This window comes from Actinoplanes sp. NPDC049265, from assembly GCF_043197135.1.
Taxonomy (GTDB): domain Bacteria; phylum Actinomycetota; class Actinomycetes; order Mycobacteriales; family Micromonosporaceae; genus Actinoplanes.
Window position 1 is genome coordinate 448,388 of the sequence record NZ_JBICSP010000004.1, and the last position, 14,648, is coordinate 463,035.

17 protein-coding genes and 2 pseudogenes are annotated in these 14,648 nt (G+C 73.3%); 10 read left to right on the forward strand and 9 right to left on the reverse strand.

Annotation, left to right across the window (positions count from 1 at the left end):
• Positions 1 to 189: 189 nt before the first annotated feature.
• The 6 genes and pseudogenes from ACGFIO_RS14195 to ACGFIO_RS14220 all read left to right on the forward strand — a co-directional run bounded on the left by ACGFIO_RS14195 (position 190) and on the right by ACGFIO_RS14220 (position 4,081).
• Positions 190 to 1,590 carry a ferric reductase-like transmembrane domain-containing protein gene (locus ACGFIO_RS14195; protein WP_392826314.1) on the forward strand — a complete coding sequence of 467 codons (1,401 nt, stop codon included), beginning with the start codon at positions 190 to 192 and terminating at the stop codon, positions 1,588 to 1,590.
• Positions 1,591 to 1,606: 16 nt separating this feature from the next.
• Positions 1,607 to 2,071: an FMN-binding protein gene (locus tag ACGFIO_RS14200; protein WP_392826316.1), complete on the forward strand. Its 465-nt coding sequence runs from the start codon at positions 1,607 to 1,609 to the stop codon at positions 2,069 to 2,071.
• Positions 2,072 to 2,103: 32 nt separating this feature from the next.
• Positions 2,104 to 2,487 (forward strand): hypothetical protein, encoded by a 384-nt coding sequence (locus ACGFIO_RS14205; protein ID WP_392826317.1) that lies wholly within the window; start codon positions 2,104 to 2,106, stop codon positions 2,485 to 2,487.
• A gap of 171 nt (positions 2,488 to 2,658) precedes the next feature.
• Positions 2,659 to 3,267, forward strand: a pseudogene (locus ACGFIO_RS14210) (GAF domain-containing protein); the annotation flags it as partial.
• Between the two features lie 22 nt (positions 3,268 to 3,289).
• Positions 3,290 to 3,646 carry a hypothetical protein gene (locus ACGFIO_RS14215; RefSeq protein ID WP_392826319.1) on the forward strand — a complete coding sequence of 119 codons (357 nt, stop codon included), beginning with the start codon at positions 3,290 to 3,292 and terminating at the stop codon, positions 3,644 to 3,646.
• 63 nt (positions 3,647 to 3,709) lie between these two features.
• Positions 3,710 to 4,081 carry a hypothetical protein gene (locus ACGFIO_RS14220; RefSeq protein ID WP_392826320.1) on the forward strand — a complete coding sequence of 124 codons (372 nt, stop codon included), beginning with the start codon at positions 3,710 to 3,712 and terminating at the stop codon, positions 4,079 to 4,081.
• A gap of 13 nt (positions 4,082 to 4,094) precedes the next feature.
• On the opposite strand, the gene ACGFIO_RS14225 is transcribed toward ACGFIO_RS14220, so the two are convergent.
• Complete coding sequence (locus tag ACGFIO_RS14225) at positions 4,095 to 4,277, reverse strand: hypothetical protein (protein WP_392826321.1); 183 nt, start codon at positions 4,275 to 4,277, stop codon at positions 4,095 to 4,097.
• A 110-nt stretch (positions 4,278 to 4,387) separates the two neighbouring features.
• Complete coding sequence (locus tag ACGFIO_RS14230) at positions 4,388 to 5,788, reverse strand: wax ester/triacylglycerol synthase family O-acyltransferase (RefSeq protein WP_392826322.1); 1,401 nt, start codon at positions 5,786 to 5,788, stop codon at positions 4,388 to 4,390.
• 222 nt (positions 5,789 to 6,010) lie between these two features.
• Between ACGFIO_RS14230 and ACGFIO_RS14235 the strand changes: the two genes are divergently transcribed.
• Positions 6,011 to 7,471, forward strand: a complete 1,461-nt coding sequence (locus ACGFIO_RS14235; RefSeq protein WP_392826324.1) for a DUF4389 domain-containing protein — start codon at positions 6,011 to 6,013, stop codon at positions 7,469 to 7,471.
• A 47-nt stretch (positions 7,472 to 7,518) separates the two neighbouring features.
• Here the strand turns inward: ACGFIO_RS14235 and ACGFIO_RS14240 are convergent, their stop codons facing one another.
• A complete protein-coding gene (locus tag ACGFIO_RS14240) occupies positions 7,519 to 7,641 on the reverse strand; it encodes a hypothetical protein (protein ID WP_392826326.1) in 123 nt (40 codons plus the stop codon).
• 28 nt (positions 7,642 to 7,669) lie between these two features.
• On the reverse strand, positions 7,670 to 8,389 hold the full coding sequence (locus tag ACGFIO_RS14245; protein ID WP_392826328.1) for a CBS domain-containing protein: 720 nt from the start codon (positions 8,387 to 8,389) through the stop codon (positions 7,670 to 7,672).
• A 245-nt stretch (positions 8,390 to 8,634) separates the two neighbouring features.
• On the opposite strand from ACGFIO_RS14245, the gene ACGFIO_RS14250 reads away from it, so the two are divergent.
• Positions 8,635 to 9,123, forward strand: coding sequence for a pyridoxamine 5'-phosphate oxidase family protein (locus ACGFIO_RS14250; protein ID WP_392826330.1), 489 nt, complete (start codon positions 8,635 to 8,637; stop codon positions 9,121 to 9,123).
• Positions 9,124 to 9,345: 222 nt separating this feature from the next.
• On the opposite strand, the gene ACGFIO_RS14255 is transcribed toward ACGFIO_RS14250, so the two are convergent.
• Together ACGFIO_RS14255 and ACGFIO_RS14260 are read right to left on the reverse strand one after the other, a co-directional pair.
• Positions 9,346 to 9,867 (reverse strand): flavodoxin domain-containing protein, encoded by a 522-nt coding sequence (locus ACGFIO_RS14255; RefSeq protein ID WP_392826332.1) that lies wholly within the window; start codon positions 9,865 to 9,867, stop codon positions 9,346 to 9,348.
• Entirely contained in the window at positions 9,864 to 10,247 is a 384-nt protein-coding gene (locus ACGFIO_RS14260; RefSeq protein ID WP_392826334.1) for a carboxymuconolactone decarboxylase family protein, read from the reverse strand. The genes ACGFIO_RS14255 and ACGFIO_RS14260 overlap by 4 nt, the downstream gene beginning before the upstream one ends.
• A 176-nt stretch (positions 10,248 to 10,423) precedes the next feature.
• On the opposite strand from ACGFIO_RS14260, the pseudogene ACGFIO_RS14265 reads away from it, so the two are divergent.
• A pseudogene (locus tag ACGFIO_RS14265) lies at positions 10,424 to 10,597 on the forward strand (hypothetical protein); the annotation flags it as partial.
• Between the two features lie 66 nt (positions 10,598 to 10,663).
• On the opposite strand, the gene ACGFIO_RS14270 reads toward ACGFIO_RS14265, so the two are convergent.
• The 3 genes from ACGFIO_RS14270 to ACGFIO_RS14280 form a co-directional block, all read right to left on the reverse strand.
• Positions 10,664 to 11,524 carry a universal stress protein gene (locus ACGFIO_RS14270; protein ID WP_392826335.1) on the reverse strand — a complete coding sequence of 287 codons (861 nt, stop codon included), beginning with the start codon at positions 11,522 to 11,524 and terminating at the stop codon, positions 10,664 to 10,666.
• Positions 11,514 to 12,155, reverse strand: a complete 642-nt coding sequence (locus tag ACGFIO_RS14275; RefSeq protein WP_392826336.1) for an SRPBCC family protein — start codon at positions 12,153 to 12,155, stop codon at positions 11,514 to 11,516. Before ACGFIO_RS14275 ends, ACGFIO_RS14270 begins: the two co-directional genes overlap by 11 nt.
• A gap of 64 nt (positions 12,156 to 12,219) precedes the next feature.
• Positions 12,220 to 13,452, reverse strand: a complete 1,233-nt coding sequence (locus ACGFIO_RS14280; RefSeq protein WP_392826338.1) for a DUF4872 domain-containing protein — start codon at positions 13,450 to 13,452, stop codon at positions 12,220 to 12,222.
• 290 nt (positions 13,453 to 13,742) lie between these two features.
• Here ACGFIO_RS14280 and ACGFIO_RS14285 point away from each other — a divergent pair, with 290 nt between their 5' ends.
• The gene (locus ACGFIO_RS14285; RefSeq protein WP_392826340.1) at positions 13,743 to 14,618 is read left to right on the forward strand and encodes a universal stress protein; all 876 of its coding nucleotides are present in this window, start codon (positions 13,743 to 13,745) and stop codon (positions 14,616 to 14,618) included.
• Positions 14,619 to 14,648: the final 30 nt, after the last annotated feature.

Sequence of the window (14,648 nt, forward strand, 5' to 3'; positions counted from 1 at the left end):
TCCGGGATGTGGTTTCGGGCTCCGCCCCGATGGTCGCCGATCCGAACCGGCCGGTCCATGCCGCACCGGTGCGGCATGGACCGGCGCCCGGCCGCCGGCCATGCTGCGGTCGTGCGTTCACAGCGACTTCATAAGTGATGCACAGCTCCGGGGCCTCGGACGCTTAGGTTTCCGGCCGATGCTCTGAGCATGACTTCCACTGTCGTACCCCAGGTCGGGCGCCCGGCGCCGGTCGCCGCCGCGCCCCCGCGGTGGTGGGCCGACGTCGCCGGGGCCGCCGCCGGGCTGACCCTGCTCGTCGTCACCGCCCTCTGGGTCGGCAACGGCGGAATCCAGCAGGTGGCCGGCGGCGGCGCCGACGCGGTCTCGGCGGTCGGCCGGCTGGCCGGGCTGTGGGCCTCGGACCTGCTGTTGCTGCAGGTGCTGCTGATGGCCCGGATCCCGGCGGCCGAGCGCGCGTTCGGCCAGGACCGGCTGGCCCGCTGGCACCGCTGGGCCGGGTTCAGCTCGTTCTGGCTGATGGTCGCCCACATCGTGGTGATCACCCTGGGGTACGCGGCGGCCGATCACGCGAACGCGGTGGCCGAGCTGTGGGACCTGATCCGGACCTATCCCGGGATGCTGCTGGCCACCGCGGCGACGGCGGCGCTGGTCATGGTCGTGGTGACATCGGTCCGGGCGGCCCGGCGCCGGCTTCGGTACGAGTCGTGGCACCTGATGCACCTGTACGCCTACCTGGGCGTCGGCCTGGCCCTGCCGCACCAGCTGTGGACCGGCACCGACTTCGTCGGCTCGACCGCCGCCACGGTGTACTGGTGGACTCTCTACGGGGTGGCGGCGGGCGCCGTCCTCGCGTACCGGATCGGTCTGCCGGTCTGGCGCAACCTGCGGCACCGGCTCGTGGTCGACCGGGTGGTCCCGGAGGGGCCGGGCCTGACCTCGGTCTATCTGAGCGGCCGGCACCTCGACCGGCTGCCCGCCCGGGCCGGGCAGTTCTTCCAGTGGCGGTTCCTGGACGGGCCGGGGTGGAGCCGGGCGCACCCCTACTCGCTGTCGGCGACGCCGCACGGGCACATGCTGCGGATCACGGTGAAGGACCTGGGTGACGGCAGCGCTCGGGTGGCCGGGCTGCGGCCGGGGACGCGCGCGCTGATCGAGGGACCGTACGGGACGCTGACCGCGCACCACCACACCGGCGGGCCGGTCGTGCTGCTGGCCTGCGGCATCGGTGTCACGCCGCTGCTGTCGCTGCTCGGTGAGCTGTCCTACCGGCCCGGCCAGGCGACCCTGATCTACCGGGCCCGCAACCAGGCCGAGCTGGCGTTCGGCGACGAGCTGGACTGGTTCGCGGCCCACCGGGGCGTCCGGGTGGTGCACCTGCTCGGCGGCCGGGCCGGTCACCCGTCCTGGCTGCCGGCCCAGTACGCCCACCTGGGCGAGGCCGCGGCGCTGCGGCAGATGGCCCCGGACATCGCCGGCGCCCAGGTCTATGTCTGCGGCCCGGACGAGTGGGCCCACGCCGCCCGCGCCGCCGCGCACGAGGCCGGGGTGCCGGCCGGCCGCGTACACACCGAACTCTTCTCCTGGTGACCCGAAAGGAACCATGATGCGACGGATCACCCTGTGGTTGTTCTCCACCATCGCCGCCCTGGTGCTGTTGTTCAGCTACCGCACCAGCACCAACGCCGGCCCGGCGGCGTCCACCCCCGCGGTGGCCGCGGCCCCGGCCACGCCCGGCTCGGCGCCGTCGCCGAGCCCCAGCAGTACGTCGTCGGGGAGCTCGTCCGGCGCGACCAAGACCTACCTCGGCTCCACCGCGTCGACCCGCTGGGGTGACGTGCAGGTGAGCATCACGGTCACCGACGGGAAGATCACCGCCGTCCAGGTGCCGGTCTACCCCAACGGCAACCACCGCGACGAGGAGATCAACGCGTACGCCCTGCCGATCCTCACCCAGGAGACGGTGGACGCGCAGAGCGCCCGGATCGACAGCGTCTCCGGTGCCACGGTCACCACCGACGGGTACGTGGAGTCGCTGCAGGCCGCCCTGGACGCCGCGAACATCGGGTAGCCGCACACTCACGCTTGGTGGAAGCTGGGTGGATGGTGACCATCGGCGTGATCCGCGAGACCGCACCCGGCGAACGGCGAGTGGCCCTGGTACCCGCGGACGTCGGCCGGTTACACGGCCACGACCTGCGGGTGATGGTCGAGTCGAAGGCCGGCGCGGGCGCGTGGCACGAGGATGAGGCGTACGCGTCGGCCGGGGCGCGGGTCGCCGGCCGATCCGAGGTGTACGCCGGCAGCGACATCATCGTGTGCCTGCGGGCGCCGGACGATCTCGACGCCACGCACGACGGGCAGACGCTGATCGGGCTGCTGGGGCCGCTCGACGACCCACGGGTGCCGCAGCGGCTCGCCGCCGCCGGGGTGACCGCCCTCAGCCTCGACCTGCTCCCCCGCACGCTCAGCCGGGCGCGGTGGTGACCGGGTACGACGTCCGCGAGGCGGCCCGCGCCGACATCGCCTCGACCGGGGCGAGCGTGCTGCGCCTGGACGCACCGGCCGCGACCGGCGAGGGTGGCTATGCCCGGCGCCTGACCGACGAGGAGGCCGCCCGAGCAGCAACGGGCCCTCGACGAGGCTCGAGTGCGGCTCATGACGCTTGCCGGTCAGGGGGTTACGCGTGGTCACCGCAGGTGGGAGGATGCTCGCGACAGCCCATCTTCGGAGGCGATCCAAGATGACGGCAGACCTGTGACGGCACCCGACGATCCGGTCAGCGGCCTCAGCTTCGCGCACGCCGCCCGATTGCAGTTCGACGACATTCTGGAAAACCTGGTGGCCAGTGCCCGCCAGGTGCAGGCGAGCCAGGGACGGCTGCGCGGGCTGCTCCGCGCCTATCTGGCCGTCGCCCGGGCGGACGACCTCGACGACGTCCTGCGGCACATCGTGGAGGCGGCGCGGGCCCTGGTCGACGCACGCTACGCCGCCCTGGGTGTGATCGTCCGCGGCAGTCTGGTCCGGTTCATCCACACCGGCATGGAAGCGGCGACGGTTGCCCGGATAGGACGATTGCCCGAGGGCAAGGGTGTTCTCGGCGCGTTGGTCGACGCGCCCCGGCCGGTCCGGCTCGAGGACATCGCCGAGCACGTGGCCTCGGTCGGGTTCCCGGCCGGTCATCCGCCGATGCACAGCTTCCTGGGCGTACCGATCCGGGTCGGCGACCGGGTGTTCGGCAACCTCTACCTGACCGAGAAACGGGACGCCGGCGCGTTCACCGCCGACGATGAGGAACTGGTCCTGGCCCTGGCTGCGGCCGCGGGGCGTGGCGATCGAGAACGCCACCCTGCTGGCCGAGGGCCGCCGCCGGCAGTCGTGGCAGACCGCGATGGTCCGGGTGACGACCGATCTGCTCGGCGGCGCCGAACCCGAGGCCGTCCTGGCCGGCATCGTTCAATCCGCCCTGGACGTGCTCCACGTCGACGGGGCCGCCGCGGCGATGGCCACCGAGCAGGCCGGGACCTCGGCGGTCGTGGTGGCCGAGGGCTCCCTGCACCGATGGCTCGGAGCAACGCTCCCGACGGACAACTCGATCCTCGCCGACGCCGTCGAGGCCGGCGTGCCGGTGACGGCCGGCCGGTGACGGCTGCCCGAGGGCCCGTACCCGATCGAGCTGACCGACGGGATGGAATGCATAGCGGCGCCCATGCTCTCGGAGAACGGCCCGCGCGGCGTCCTGTTGGCGGTACGCGGCGGCCGGGAGCCCTTCGACGCACTCGACCGGGACCTGATCGGTGGCGTGGCCGCTCATGCCGGCCTCATCCTGCAACTGTCGGAGTCTCAGCGGGACGCGGAACGCCTGCGGTTGCTGGGGGACCGCGAGCACATCGGCGAAGGCCTGCGGGACCACGCGATCCAGCGTCTCTTCCGGCACGGCCTCGCGTTGCAGGAACTCGGCAACCGGGTGCGCTCCGAGGAGGTTCGGTCGCGCGTCCAGGATCAGATCGACGAGGTCGACGCCATCATCCGCGACATCCGCGACACCGTGCTCGCCCTCGGCCACCCGAACAACTCTTGACCGGGTCCCCTTTTCAGCGCAGCGGGAAGACCACCCGAGTCCGGCACGGCGTCTCGTCCTCCCCGTCCGCGGGGATGGTGCGGGCGAAGAAGCCGGCCAACTCACCGACGCCGACCCGCTCCCGCAGGCCGACGACGATCCGCGGTGGCAGGCTGACCTCCCTGATCTCGACCGGCGACGCCGACGTGGTGCTCATGATGACTCCCTTCGTGCAATTCTTCGGTGGTACCGCGCCGGGCGCGTCAGCCGCGACGACCGGCGGAACTGGGCCTGGCGTCGGCAGTCGACATCGTCTCCTCGGGCGGGTCAGACGAGGTCCGCGGTCGGCCGGGTGGGACGCGCGGTCAGGGCGCGGATCTCGGCGACGATGCCCGCGGGGAAGGTGCCGGCCTCGGGTACGGACGCGAAGTCGGCGGTGACCCCGATGGCGGCCTGCCCGCCGTAGGTGAGCACCGACACCCCGATGCGCATGCGTTCGGCGATCGGCACGTACGGCAGGATCTCCCGGATCGGGTGGCCGAGCAGGTAGAGCTGCCCGGGCGGCCCGGGGACGTTGGTGGTCACGGTGACGATCGCCCGCTGCGGCAGGCGCAGAGCCGTGCGTACGCCCAGGGCCACCGCGGCGAACGGCTCATGGTCGGCCAGCTCGAGCAGGGCCGCACCGGTCTCGATCTCGTGCGACCCGCGCAGCTCGGCGATCCGCCGGTGCACGACGGCGAGCCGCTCGACCGGGTCGGCGACCTCCACCGGCAGCTGGACCAGCAGCGAGACGATCCGGTTGGCGATGGTGGTGTCGCCGTCGGGCCGGACGTTCACCGGCACCAGCGTGCGGATGGCGTCGGCGGCCGGTTCCTCGTCGCGGTCGAGCATCAGCCGCCGGAACGCACCGGCCACGGCGGCCAGGTAGACGTCGTTCACGGTCACCTTGTGCCGCCGCGCCGCCGACCTGATCTCGATGAACGGGATCCGCGCGAACGCGTACCGCCGGGGCAGGCCCAGTGGCCCGCTCAGCGACGTCGGCCGACCCGGTGTGATCGCCTCGGCCAGGGCGCGCACGCCCTGCCAGGTGTCGCGGGCGCGCCGCACCGTCGCCGCCGGGTCGCGGACCCCGCGGGCGATCCACCGCAGCTGCTCGAACGGGAGCGCGGCCAGCCGCCGCAGGGCGTCGAGGGTGAGGCCGGCGCGATCCCCGTCGGGCGACGGGTGCCAGTGGTCCGGCACCGGCGGGCGCGGTTCCGGGGTCGGGTCGCACATGATGCGGTAGAGCTCGTTGCCGGTCATGCCGTCGACCATGCAGTGGTGCACCTTGGACAACACCGCCCAGCGGCCCTCCGGTAGCCCTTCGATCAGCCAGTACTCCCACAGCGGGCGTTCGCGATCGAGCCGGTGGCTCATGATCCGTCCGATCAGGCGGCCCAGGGCGGCGTCGTCGCCGGGTGCGGCCAGCGCGGTGCGGCGCAGATGGAAGTCGAGGTCGAAGCCGGGGTCGTCGACCCAGACCGGGAGACCCAGGTTCAACGGCAACCGGCGTACCTTCTGCCGGTAGCGCGGGACGAGCGGGAGGCGGCCGCGGACGGCAGCGGTGAAGGCGGCCGCGGACGGCGCCGGCCCGTCCGCCACGGCGATGGATGCGATGGCCAGTGACGCGTGCGGATCCCCGTCCTCGGCGTCGAGGAACGCTGCATCCAGCGGGCTCAGATAGTCCACCACGACCTCCCGGCAACCGTCCGCGGCTCTGCTGACAGCCTCTCTCGTGGCCGGTGGCCCGCTACAGGGCCGGATGACCCGTGTGCCGGGGCTGCTCTCCGGAGCATCGATGGTCCCTCCAGCCGCGTCCGGGCGGCACGGCGGCCCAGGTCGGGACGTCCGGCCCTGGCCGGGCGCCGGAAACCGGGGATGTGCTGGAGAAAACGGTCCCGGGAGGAACCCATGCGAGGTTATCCACTACGGGTCGAAGCACGCCGCGACGAGTCGCCGAGCCGATGGCTCTGGCTCGTCAAGTGGTTCCTGCTCATCCCGCACTACGTCGTCCTGCTCGTCCTCTACCTCGGCCTGGTGGTACTGACTCTGGTCGCGTACCTCGCGGTGCTGTTCACCGGGCGCTACCCGCCCGCCATCGCGGCCTACAATCTCGGCGTCCTGCGCTGGAGCTGGCGGGTGGGCTACTACGGCTACCAGGCGCTCGGCACCGACCGGTACCCACCGTTCACGATGGCCGACGTGCCGGAGCATCCGGCGCGGGTCAGCCTGACCGAGGCGCCGCACCCACCACGCTGGCTGCCCCTGGTGGCTTGGCTGTTCGCCGTACCGCATCTGCTGCTGCTCGGCGCCCTGTCCGGCGCGGTCACCTGGTCGGGCGGGAACGGCGGAGATCGCACGACGACGCCGCTCAGCGTGATCAGCGCGGCCGTCATCGTCGCCGGCGTCGCCCTGCTGTTCACCGGCCGACTCCCCGGCGGCCTGCACGACCTGCTGGTCGGCGTGACCCGCTGGAACCTGCGCGTCGTGTCCTACCTGACCCTGCTGACGCCCCGCTACCCGCCGTTCCGCCTGGACCAGGGCGGCAGCGAACCGGTCGACGACCCGGTGCCACCGGCGCCGCCGGAGCCCGCGGCGCCGGCCGCCGCCCCCGTGCACCGAGGCGGGGTCGTGGGGCCGGTCCTCGGGCTGATCGCCGGCGTACTGCTGCTGGTGCCCGGGGCCGGCCTGGCGATCGGCGGCGGCGCCCTGCTCGCGTTGAACGACGCCCGCGACGCGGCCGGGTACGTGACCAGTCCGGCCGTCAGCGTACGGACCTCCACCGCCGCGGTCACCGCCGAGAGCATCACGCTCCAGGCCGGCGACGTGTTCACCCGTGGGTTCGCCGACATCGGCGGCTTCCGCGTCACTGCCACCGGCCCGGCGGGCGACGAGCTGTTCGTCGGTATCGCCAGCTCGTCCGATGTGGACGCGTGGCTGCGTGGTACCGCACACGACGAGCTGATCGGCATGTCGTCGGGCGACGCGCGCTACGACCGGGCGCCGGGCGCACGCCGGGCCGCCCCCTCCCCCGCCGCGCAATCGTTCTGGCTGGCCAGCGGCACCGGGACGGGTGACGCCACCCTCACCTGGGAGGCCACCTCCGGCACGTACGCGGTCGTGGTCGCCAACGCCGACGGCTCGACCGGTGTGACCGCCGACGTCCGGGCCGCGACCCAGGTGCCCGGCCTGGCCGGTCCCGGCACCGGGCTGTTGATCACCGGCATCCTGCTCGATGTCCTGGCGATCCTGCTGATCGTGCTCGGGGCGATGGGCCTGGGCCGCCGGCACAGCGGCACCCTGCCACCGCCGGCCGCGCCCTCGGGCCCGCCGGTGACCGGGCCGCCGCCGCTGGTCACGACGACGAGGTGACCGCGGACAAACGCATCCCCGGTGGGATCCACCGGGGATGCTCCGTGTCAACGGCGGTGATGATCGTCCGCCGCCGCCCCGACCACCACAGCCACGGCCACGGCGGCCACGGCGCCGGCGAGAGGCAGCAGAATGGCGTGGGTGAGGGCGATGAACTGTCGCTTCAACATGATGGTTCCTCCCTTCCCGGAGACCTGGTCAGTCCCGGCCGGGACGCATCAGGCGGTCGGCGTCACCGAACGCGTAACCATGGGATCGGGACACCACCTGGTCGTCCACGTCCCAGACCAGCTTGTCGACGACGGCGACCACGCCGGCCACCTTGGCGGTGAGCTCCACCGCCAGCCCGGCCAGGGTGCGGGTGTCCACACCTCCGCCGAGCGTGACCGTGCCCCGGTCGACCTCGACCGCGACGGTGGCCGGATCGATCCACAACGTACGCATCAGCACGTCGTCGACCACGTCGGCGCGGATCTCCTGATCCGTGCGCAGGTGGACACGCAACAGATCACGCCGGGACACGATCCCGACCAGCCGGCCGCCGGCATCGACCACCGGCAACCGCTTGACCCGGTCGTGTTCCAGCTGCCGGGCCGCCGCCGGGACCGAGACCTCGGGCTTCACCGTGATCGCCGGCGAGCTCATCAGCTCGGCCGCGGTCGCGGCGTGGGCCTTCGCCGTCGCCGCGCGGTGCGGCGCCCGGATCACCCGGCGGTGCTCGTGGTCGTCGGCCGCCTCGATCTTGTGCAGCAGGTCCGCCTCCGAGACGACACCGAGCACACGCCCGTCCGCGTCGACGACCGGGGCCGCGCTGATGCCGCCGACGATCAACGTGTCCACCGTCTCGCGGTAGGACGCTTCCGGCGGGATCGAAACAACGTCCCGCGTCATCACGTCAGCAACCGTCCATCGCTTCATCGGTCTCTCCTCACCGGGATGCGTCACGTCGAGCGTCGCGCCCGGGCTGCGAATCCGGCAGCGCCAGAGGTCCCGACACCACGGGCCGTCCGCCCCCCGCGCCCTGGCGAACGAGGGGAGCCTCGATGGTCGTGCGGTGGCCGGTGGGCGCGTCAGGGCCGCTTCGCCCCAGGTGCCGGGTCGACCGGCACTGTCACCTGGTTCCCGTCGGGCGGTATGCCTGGATCGAGCGCGGGAGGTGCCTCATGGTGATCGAGAAGGTGGGAGCAGCGCGGCTGTCCCCGCAGCAGGTGTGGAAGGTGGTGTCACGCGCGTCATTCGCGGTGCTCAGTCACGTGACGCCGACCGGCGCCCCTCGTTCGAGCGGCGTCGTGTACGCCGTCAGCGGCGGCAGCATGTACGTCGCCGTCGCACCGGACAGCTGGAAGGCCCGGCACATCGGCGCGGACGGCATAGTGGCGGTCACCGTCCCGGTCCGCCGGGGTGGGCTGCTGTCATTGATGCTGCCGATCCCGCCCGCGACGATCAGCTTCGCCGGTGTGGCCACGCTGCACCCCGGGGACCAACTGGCCGGGATGCCGGAACTGGTCCGTCTGGTGCCGCCGGCCCGGCGGTCGGACGCCACGATCGTGGAGATCCGGCCGATCGGTCACTTCGTCACCTACGGGGTCGACGTGCCGCTCCGGCAGATGCGCGACCCGGCGCAAGCCCGTGCCCGGACCGCCTCGATCTGACCCGAGCGGTCGTCATCCGACGGAGAGCAGTCCCAGGTGGTCGTCTTACCGCCGGTAGAGCACCCGGCCGTGGCCGCCGGCCGGCTCGAACTGACGGCTCGCCATCAGCGGCCCGGCCCGGCTCCGCCACCATGGCGGTGAGCGGCAGCACGATCGCCGCCAGGATCAGCGCGCCCGGCCGCCGGCCGATCAGACCAGGCCCCTCACCTCGGCGCACGGCCGTCAGCCACGAATGTCACGGCCGGGCACCGAGCGGATGTCGGCGGCGACGCGGCTGGCCCACGCCCGTACCCGTTCCGGATTCCGGAAATCGCCGGCGTGGCCCTCCCGGGCGAGCTGTCCGGCCACCCGGCCGAGCCAGCCGTGGGCCTCGGTGGTCATCCGGCCGCCGAAGGTCACATGCTCGCGCGCCGGGAGGTCACGCAGGGCCGCCTCCGCGTGGTGGATCGGCGGGACGGGACCGGTGTCGGCCGACCGGTCCAGCGGCCCGCTGCTGAACAGCCACACGGGCCGGTCGGTGAACCGCCCGGCGAACCGGTGCACGAACCGGCGGACGTCGACGTGCCAGCCGTGGGCGTACAACGCGGAGCCGAGCACGACGGCGTCGTAATCGTCGACCGTGGAGATCTCGGCCGCCGGTTCGAGGTGGACCGCAAGGCCTTCGGCCCGCAGTTGGCCGGCGATCCACGCGGCGATCTCGGCCGTTCCGCCGCCGGTACTGCCGTAAGCGACCAGGACGCTCATGTCTGGCTCCGTTTCGCCGCGGCCGGCTCGCGGGCGGCGCGCTCCTCGTAGAATTCGCGGAAAGCGTCGTACGCCCGTGCTCCGTAGACGGTCGCCGGGCCGCCGTTCATCAGGAAGGTCACCCCGATCGCCTCGGCGGCCTCGGCCGGGGTCGCCCCCTCCCGGACGGCCGCGTGGGCGTGCGCGGCGATGCAGCCGTCGCACTCCTTGCCGATCGCGATGGCCAAGGCGATCAACTCCTTGGTCCGCGCGTCCAGAGCGCCGCCGGCCAGCGCGGCATCGTGCAGTTCACGGTAGCCCCGGTAGACGTCGGGGATGGCCTGCCGCAGCGCTCGAGTCGGTCCTCTGAGCGCCTCGCGTACCGCGTTGCCGTAGGTCATGGCAGAAGCCCTTCTGACGGATGGGGGAATCGACCGCCCTCATCGTCGATGGGTCGCACCTTCCGCACCACGGGCCATGGTCCCGGCCCTGGCGGGCCGATCGTCCCTGGTGGAGCGGCTCGGGGCCGGGACACGCTGGAGACGATGCGGCTGTGCCGGGAGGCCGCTGGGCGCAGATGGTCTCGCACCGTTCCGGCGAGACCGAGGACACGTTCATCGCCGATCTCGCCACCGGCACGGGCTGCGGCCAGCTCAAGACCGGCGCTCCGGCCCGGGGCGAGCGGGTGGCGAAGTACAACCGCCTGATCGAGATCGAGGCGCCGGGGCACCTGCCGTACGGACTGCGGTGAGGTTGGGAACGAAGCACCCCGTGGGACGATCGTCCCGCGGGGTGCCGTCTCGAGCGGATCGGCCGCTCAGCGGATGATCGCGATCGGCCCGGTGCCGTGGTGCAGCAGGTGCCGGGTGACCGAGCCCAGCCGCAGATCACGGAACCCGCCGCGGCCACGCGCGCCGACGACGGTCAGCTGCGACTCGCGCGTCGCGGCGGTCAGCACCTGGTACGGGTGGCCGACGACCGACGCGATGTCGACGTGCACGCCGGGGAACTCGGCCCGCCACGGCGACAGGCGGTTCTTCGCCCACACCAGTTCGGCGATCGCGGCCTCGTCCCGGTTCGGGAACCGGCGGCCGATCGCCGGGTCCGGTGGCGGCATCCAGGCGTGCACCGCGCGCAGCGGCACACCGCGGGCGGCCGCCTGCCGGAGCGCGAACTGTCCCGCCTCCTCGGCGTGCGCCCACTCGTCCAGCCCGAGGACGACCGGGCGGCCGACCGCCTCGAGATCGCGGACGATCACGACGGAGCAGAACGCGTGCGCGGCGACCGAGACCGCGACCGAACCGAGCACCTGGTCCGCGACCGGGTGATGACTGTGGCCGCCGACGACGACCAGAGCGGCGTCCGTGGAGCTGTCCCGCAGCACCGCCGCGGCCGGGCCCTCCTCCACGATCTCGGAGACGGCCACCTTGGGATGGCCGGCCCGGGCCTTCGCGGCGGCCGCGGCGAGCAGGGCCCACGCCGCGTCCTTGGTCGGTACGTCCGGCCACGCCACGGTGCCGGGCACGATGTACACGGCCGGGGCGTACGCCGGGAAGGCCAGCGCGTACACCAGGTCGACGGTCGCGCCGGTCCTCGCCGCCTCGTCCAGCGCCCAGGCCAGCGCCCGGTCCGACGGCGGGCTGGCGTCGTACCCCACCACGATCCTGTTACCCGACATGGCTCTTCCCTTCCGACTGGGCACGGTCGCGGATACCGCGCAGCATCTTGCGTTCCATCACCAGGCTGCCCGGCTCCATGATCAGCCGGTCGGCGAGCCGGCGGCCGGTCGAGGCGCCGGTCTCCGCGATCCGATTCCGGCTGACCAGCCGGGTCCCGCCGCCCTCCGGGGTCAGCGTGAACGACCACACCCACTGGCCGTCCTCGGAGCGGAAGGCCAGGGCGCGGCCGGGCTCGCAGACCTCGACCCGCATGCCGGGGCCGTTCTGACCCATCGGCAGCACGTCACCCACGTCCAGGTTCTGGAACTCGGGCAGGATGCGGTCGGCGCTGTGCATGCCCAGCCCGAACAGGTTCTCGATCCAGTCGTAGGTGTAGGCGCCACCGCGCCCGCTGCCCATCTGCACCAGCCACGGCCAGACCCGCTCGGGCGGTACGTCGATGGTGATCGCCCGGGTGCTGATCATGTCGGCCGGGGACAGCAGATCGTCACCGGGTAACGTCCGCCGTGTCTCCTCCGGAGTGGCACCCCAGGTGAGGTACCAGCGCCGGAGGAACGGCACGGTGGTGGCGGTCAGCAGCAGCGCGGCAGCGGCCCAGGTGGCGCCTCGCATCGGTCGTCCCGGCGTCATGACTCCTCCTCACCTCTGACGCTAGGAAGCCACCGGCCTCCACCGGCAGGGCCGGAGGTCCCGATCAGGGCAGCAGCAACGCGGCGGCACGGGTCTCGGCGGCCAGCGCCTCGTCGACCAGGTCGGCCGCCGCGACCAGGAACTCGTCGTGATCGGCGGGCGGCACCTCCCCGCTCTCGGGTTCCGGGTCCGGGCCGGCTCCGGTCATCTGCTGGAAGAGACGTTCCTCGATCCGTCGTCCGGCCTCACCGGCCACGGCCAGCGCATGCTCGGCCAGCTCGGCCCACCGGGCGCCGGACCGGCGGAACTCCACCGCCGCCTCGGTCAGCCGAACGTCGCCGAGCACGGTCGCCGCCTCGTCGAGGTAGCCGGCGTACAGCGGCCGGGTGGCGGCCGGTGCGGTGTACCGCAGCTCCAGGCATTCGTACAGTCGCAGGGCCGCGAACGGCAGTGCGCCCAGTGCGGCGAACCGGCGTGTCCAGCCGGACCTCCCGCGCCGGTCCCGCAGCTGCGCGGCCAGCCGGGCCATCCCGGACAGGCCCATGTTGACGTCGAACGCGTTGCCGAGAACCGGTCCGGTCAGATGCCGGGCCGTGGTGGTGACGGCCGCGCGCATCGCGGTCGCGAGGTCTGGCGCCCCCGCCGGCGGATCGATCAGGATCCGCTGGTTGCGGCCCTTGCGGTAGGCCGACCAGGCCGAGCGGAACGTCTCCTCGGGGACCCGCCGCGGCTCCGGCGCCTCGTCGTCGACGAGCAGGTCGCCGCCGTCGCGGGCCACGACCACGACCGGGTAGGGGTCGGCGGCGAGCGCGGTCACGTCGCTGTTCCAAGGCAGGTCGGCCCGGCTGACCAGGCAGTGCATCGGTTGGTCGACGGTACGCAGGGCCACCGCCGCCCGGCCGTGCTCGGTCCGGTAGCCGATGCCGAGCCGGTCCAGCGCGGCCGGCAGCCAGGGCTGCGGGTGGTGCTGGGCGACGACGGTGACCAGCGGGGCGGGCAACCCGCGGTACTCGAAGACGGCGTACAGGAAGCCGATCCCGCCCGCGAGGCCGCACAACGTGGTCTCGGTGTACGGCCGGCCGGTGTGCGGCGCGACGTGCCCGGCCTGCTCGAGCAGATGCGCCAGCAGCGTGCTCTCGTGATGCAGCCCGCCGCCGAACCGCGGATAGCCGGGCACCGGGGACGGCCCGGACCGGCCGGCGTGGGCCAGCACATGCCGGCGGGCCGTGGTGTAGGACTCGCCGGTCCGCGCGGCGCGCTCCCGGATCAGTCGCTTGAGCTCTCGCTGGGTGGTCATGGTCGGCGCCTCACCGGCGGCACCACCGCGTCGCCCGCCCACGCCGGCGGCGCGGTCGCCGCCAGAAAAGGGCAGGACCGGTCGTCCGCGACGGCATGGGGGCCACCTTTTCCCCGTGAGGCTCCCGGTGGGCGTGGGCCACCGGCCGGAGGGGTACGGCGCGCGGGCGCGCCGAGCGCAGTGTAGCGGGTCCCCCGGGCAGAGCCGGTCAGCCCGGCCGGACCGGTCCTTCGCCCCTCCCGGCGGTGGCCGCGTCCGGACCACGGTGAAGGCAACTGGGAGGAGGAGCCATGCGGATCAGGGAGATCGTGGTCGGTACCGACGGCACGCCGCCGGGTGGGGCCGCGGTGGAATGGGCGGCGCGGGAGGCGGCCTACCGCCACGCGCGGCTGCGGGTCGTGCACGCGTACGACCGGACGGATCCGGCGGAGTGCGCGAACGGGGAAGCCGACCGGCACCTGGCGGAAGCGCTGGTCGGCGAGGCCGAGCGCGCCGTCCACGCGATCAGCCCGGCCGTGGAGGTGGTCACGTCGACGACCGCCGGCGATCCGGTGCTGTGTCTGCTGGACGTGGCCGAGTACGCGGATCTGCTGGTCGTCGGCAGCCGGGGACGGACCGGCCTGGCGGGGCTGCTCTCCGACCGGGTCGGCCGGCACCTGATCGCCCAGGCGCCGTGTCCGCTGGTGGTGGTGCACGGCCGCGGCGACCCGACCGGCGGCCCGGTGGTGGCCGGGGTGGACCTGGCCGACACCGCGGAACACGTCCTCCAGACCGCGTTCGCCGCCGCCGCCGATCGTGGCGCCGACCTCGTCGTGGCCCACACCTACCTGCCGATCGCACCGCTGTGGGGCATCGACCTGCCGTCCTCGGCGACGGCCGGAGCGGACGAGGACGCCGTCGAGCACGCTCAGATCGTGGATCTGGTGGAGCGCTGGCGCGGGAAGTACCCGCGGATCCCGGTTCGCACGGTGGTCCGGCCCGGTGGCCCCGGCTCGTTGCTGGCCGACCTGTCGACGGGCGCGCGGCTTGTCGTGGTCGGCAACCGCGGGCACGGCGTGGTGGCCGGCGCGCTGCTCGGCTCGACCGGCACCTACCTGATGCACCACGCCGAGTGCCCGGTCTGGGTGGTCCGCGAGCGGGCCGCGGGTGGGGACCATCGGCCCTGACCGGTCCGCGCCGACCGGCGCAGGCTGGAA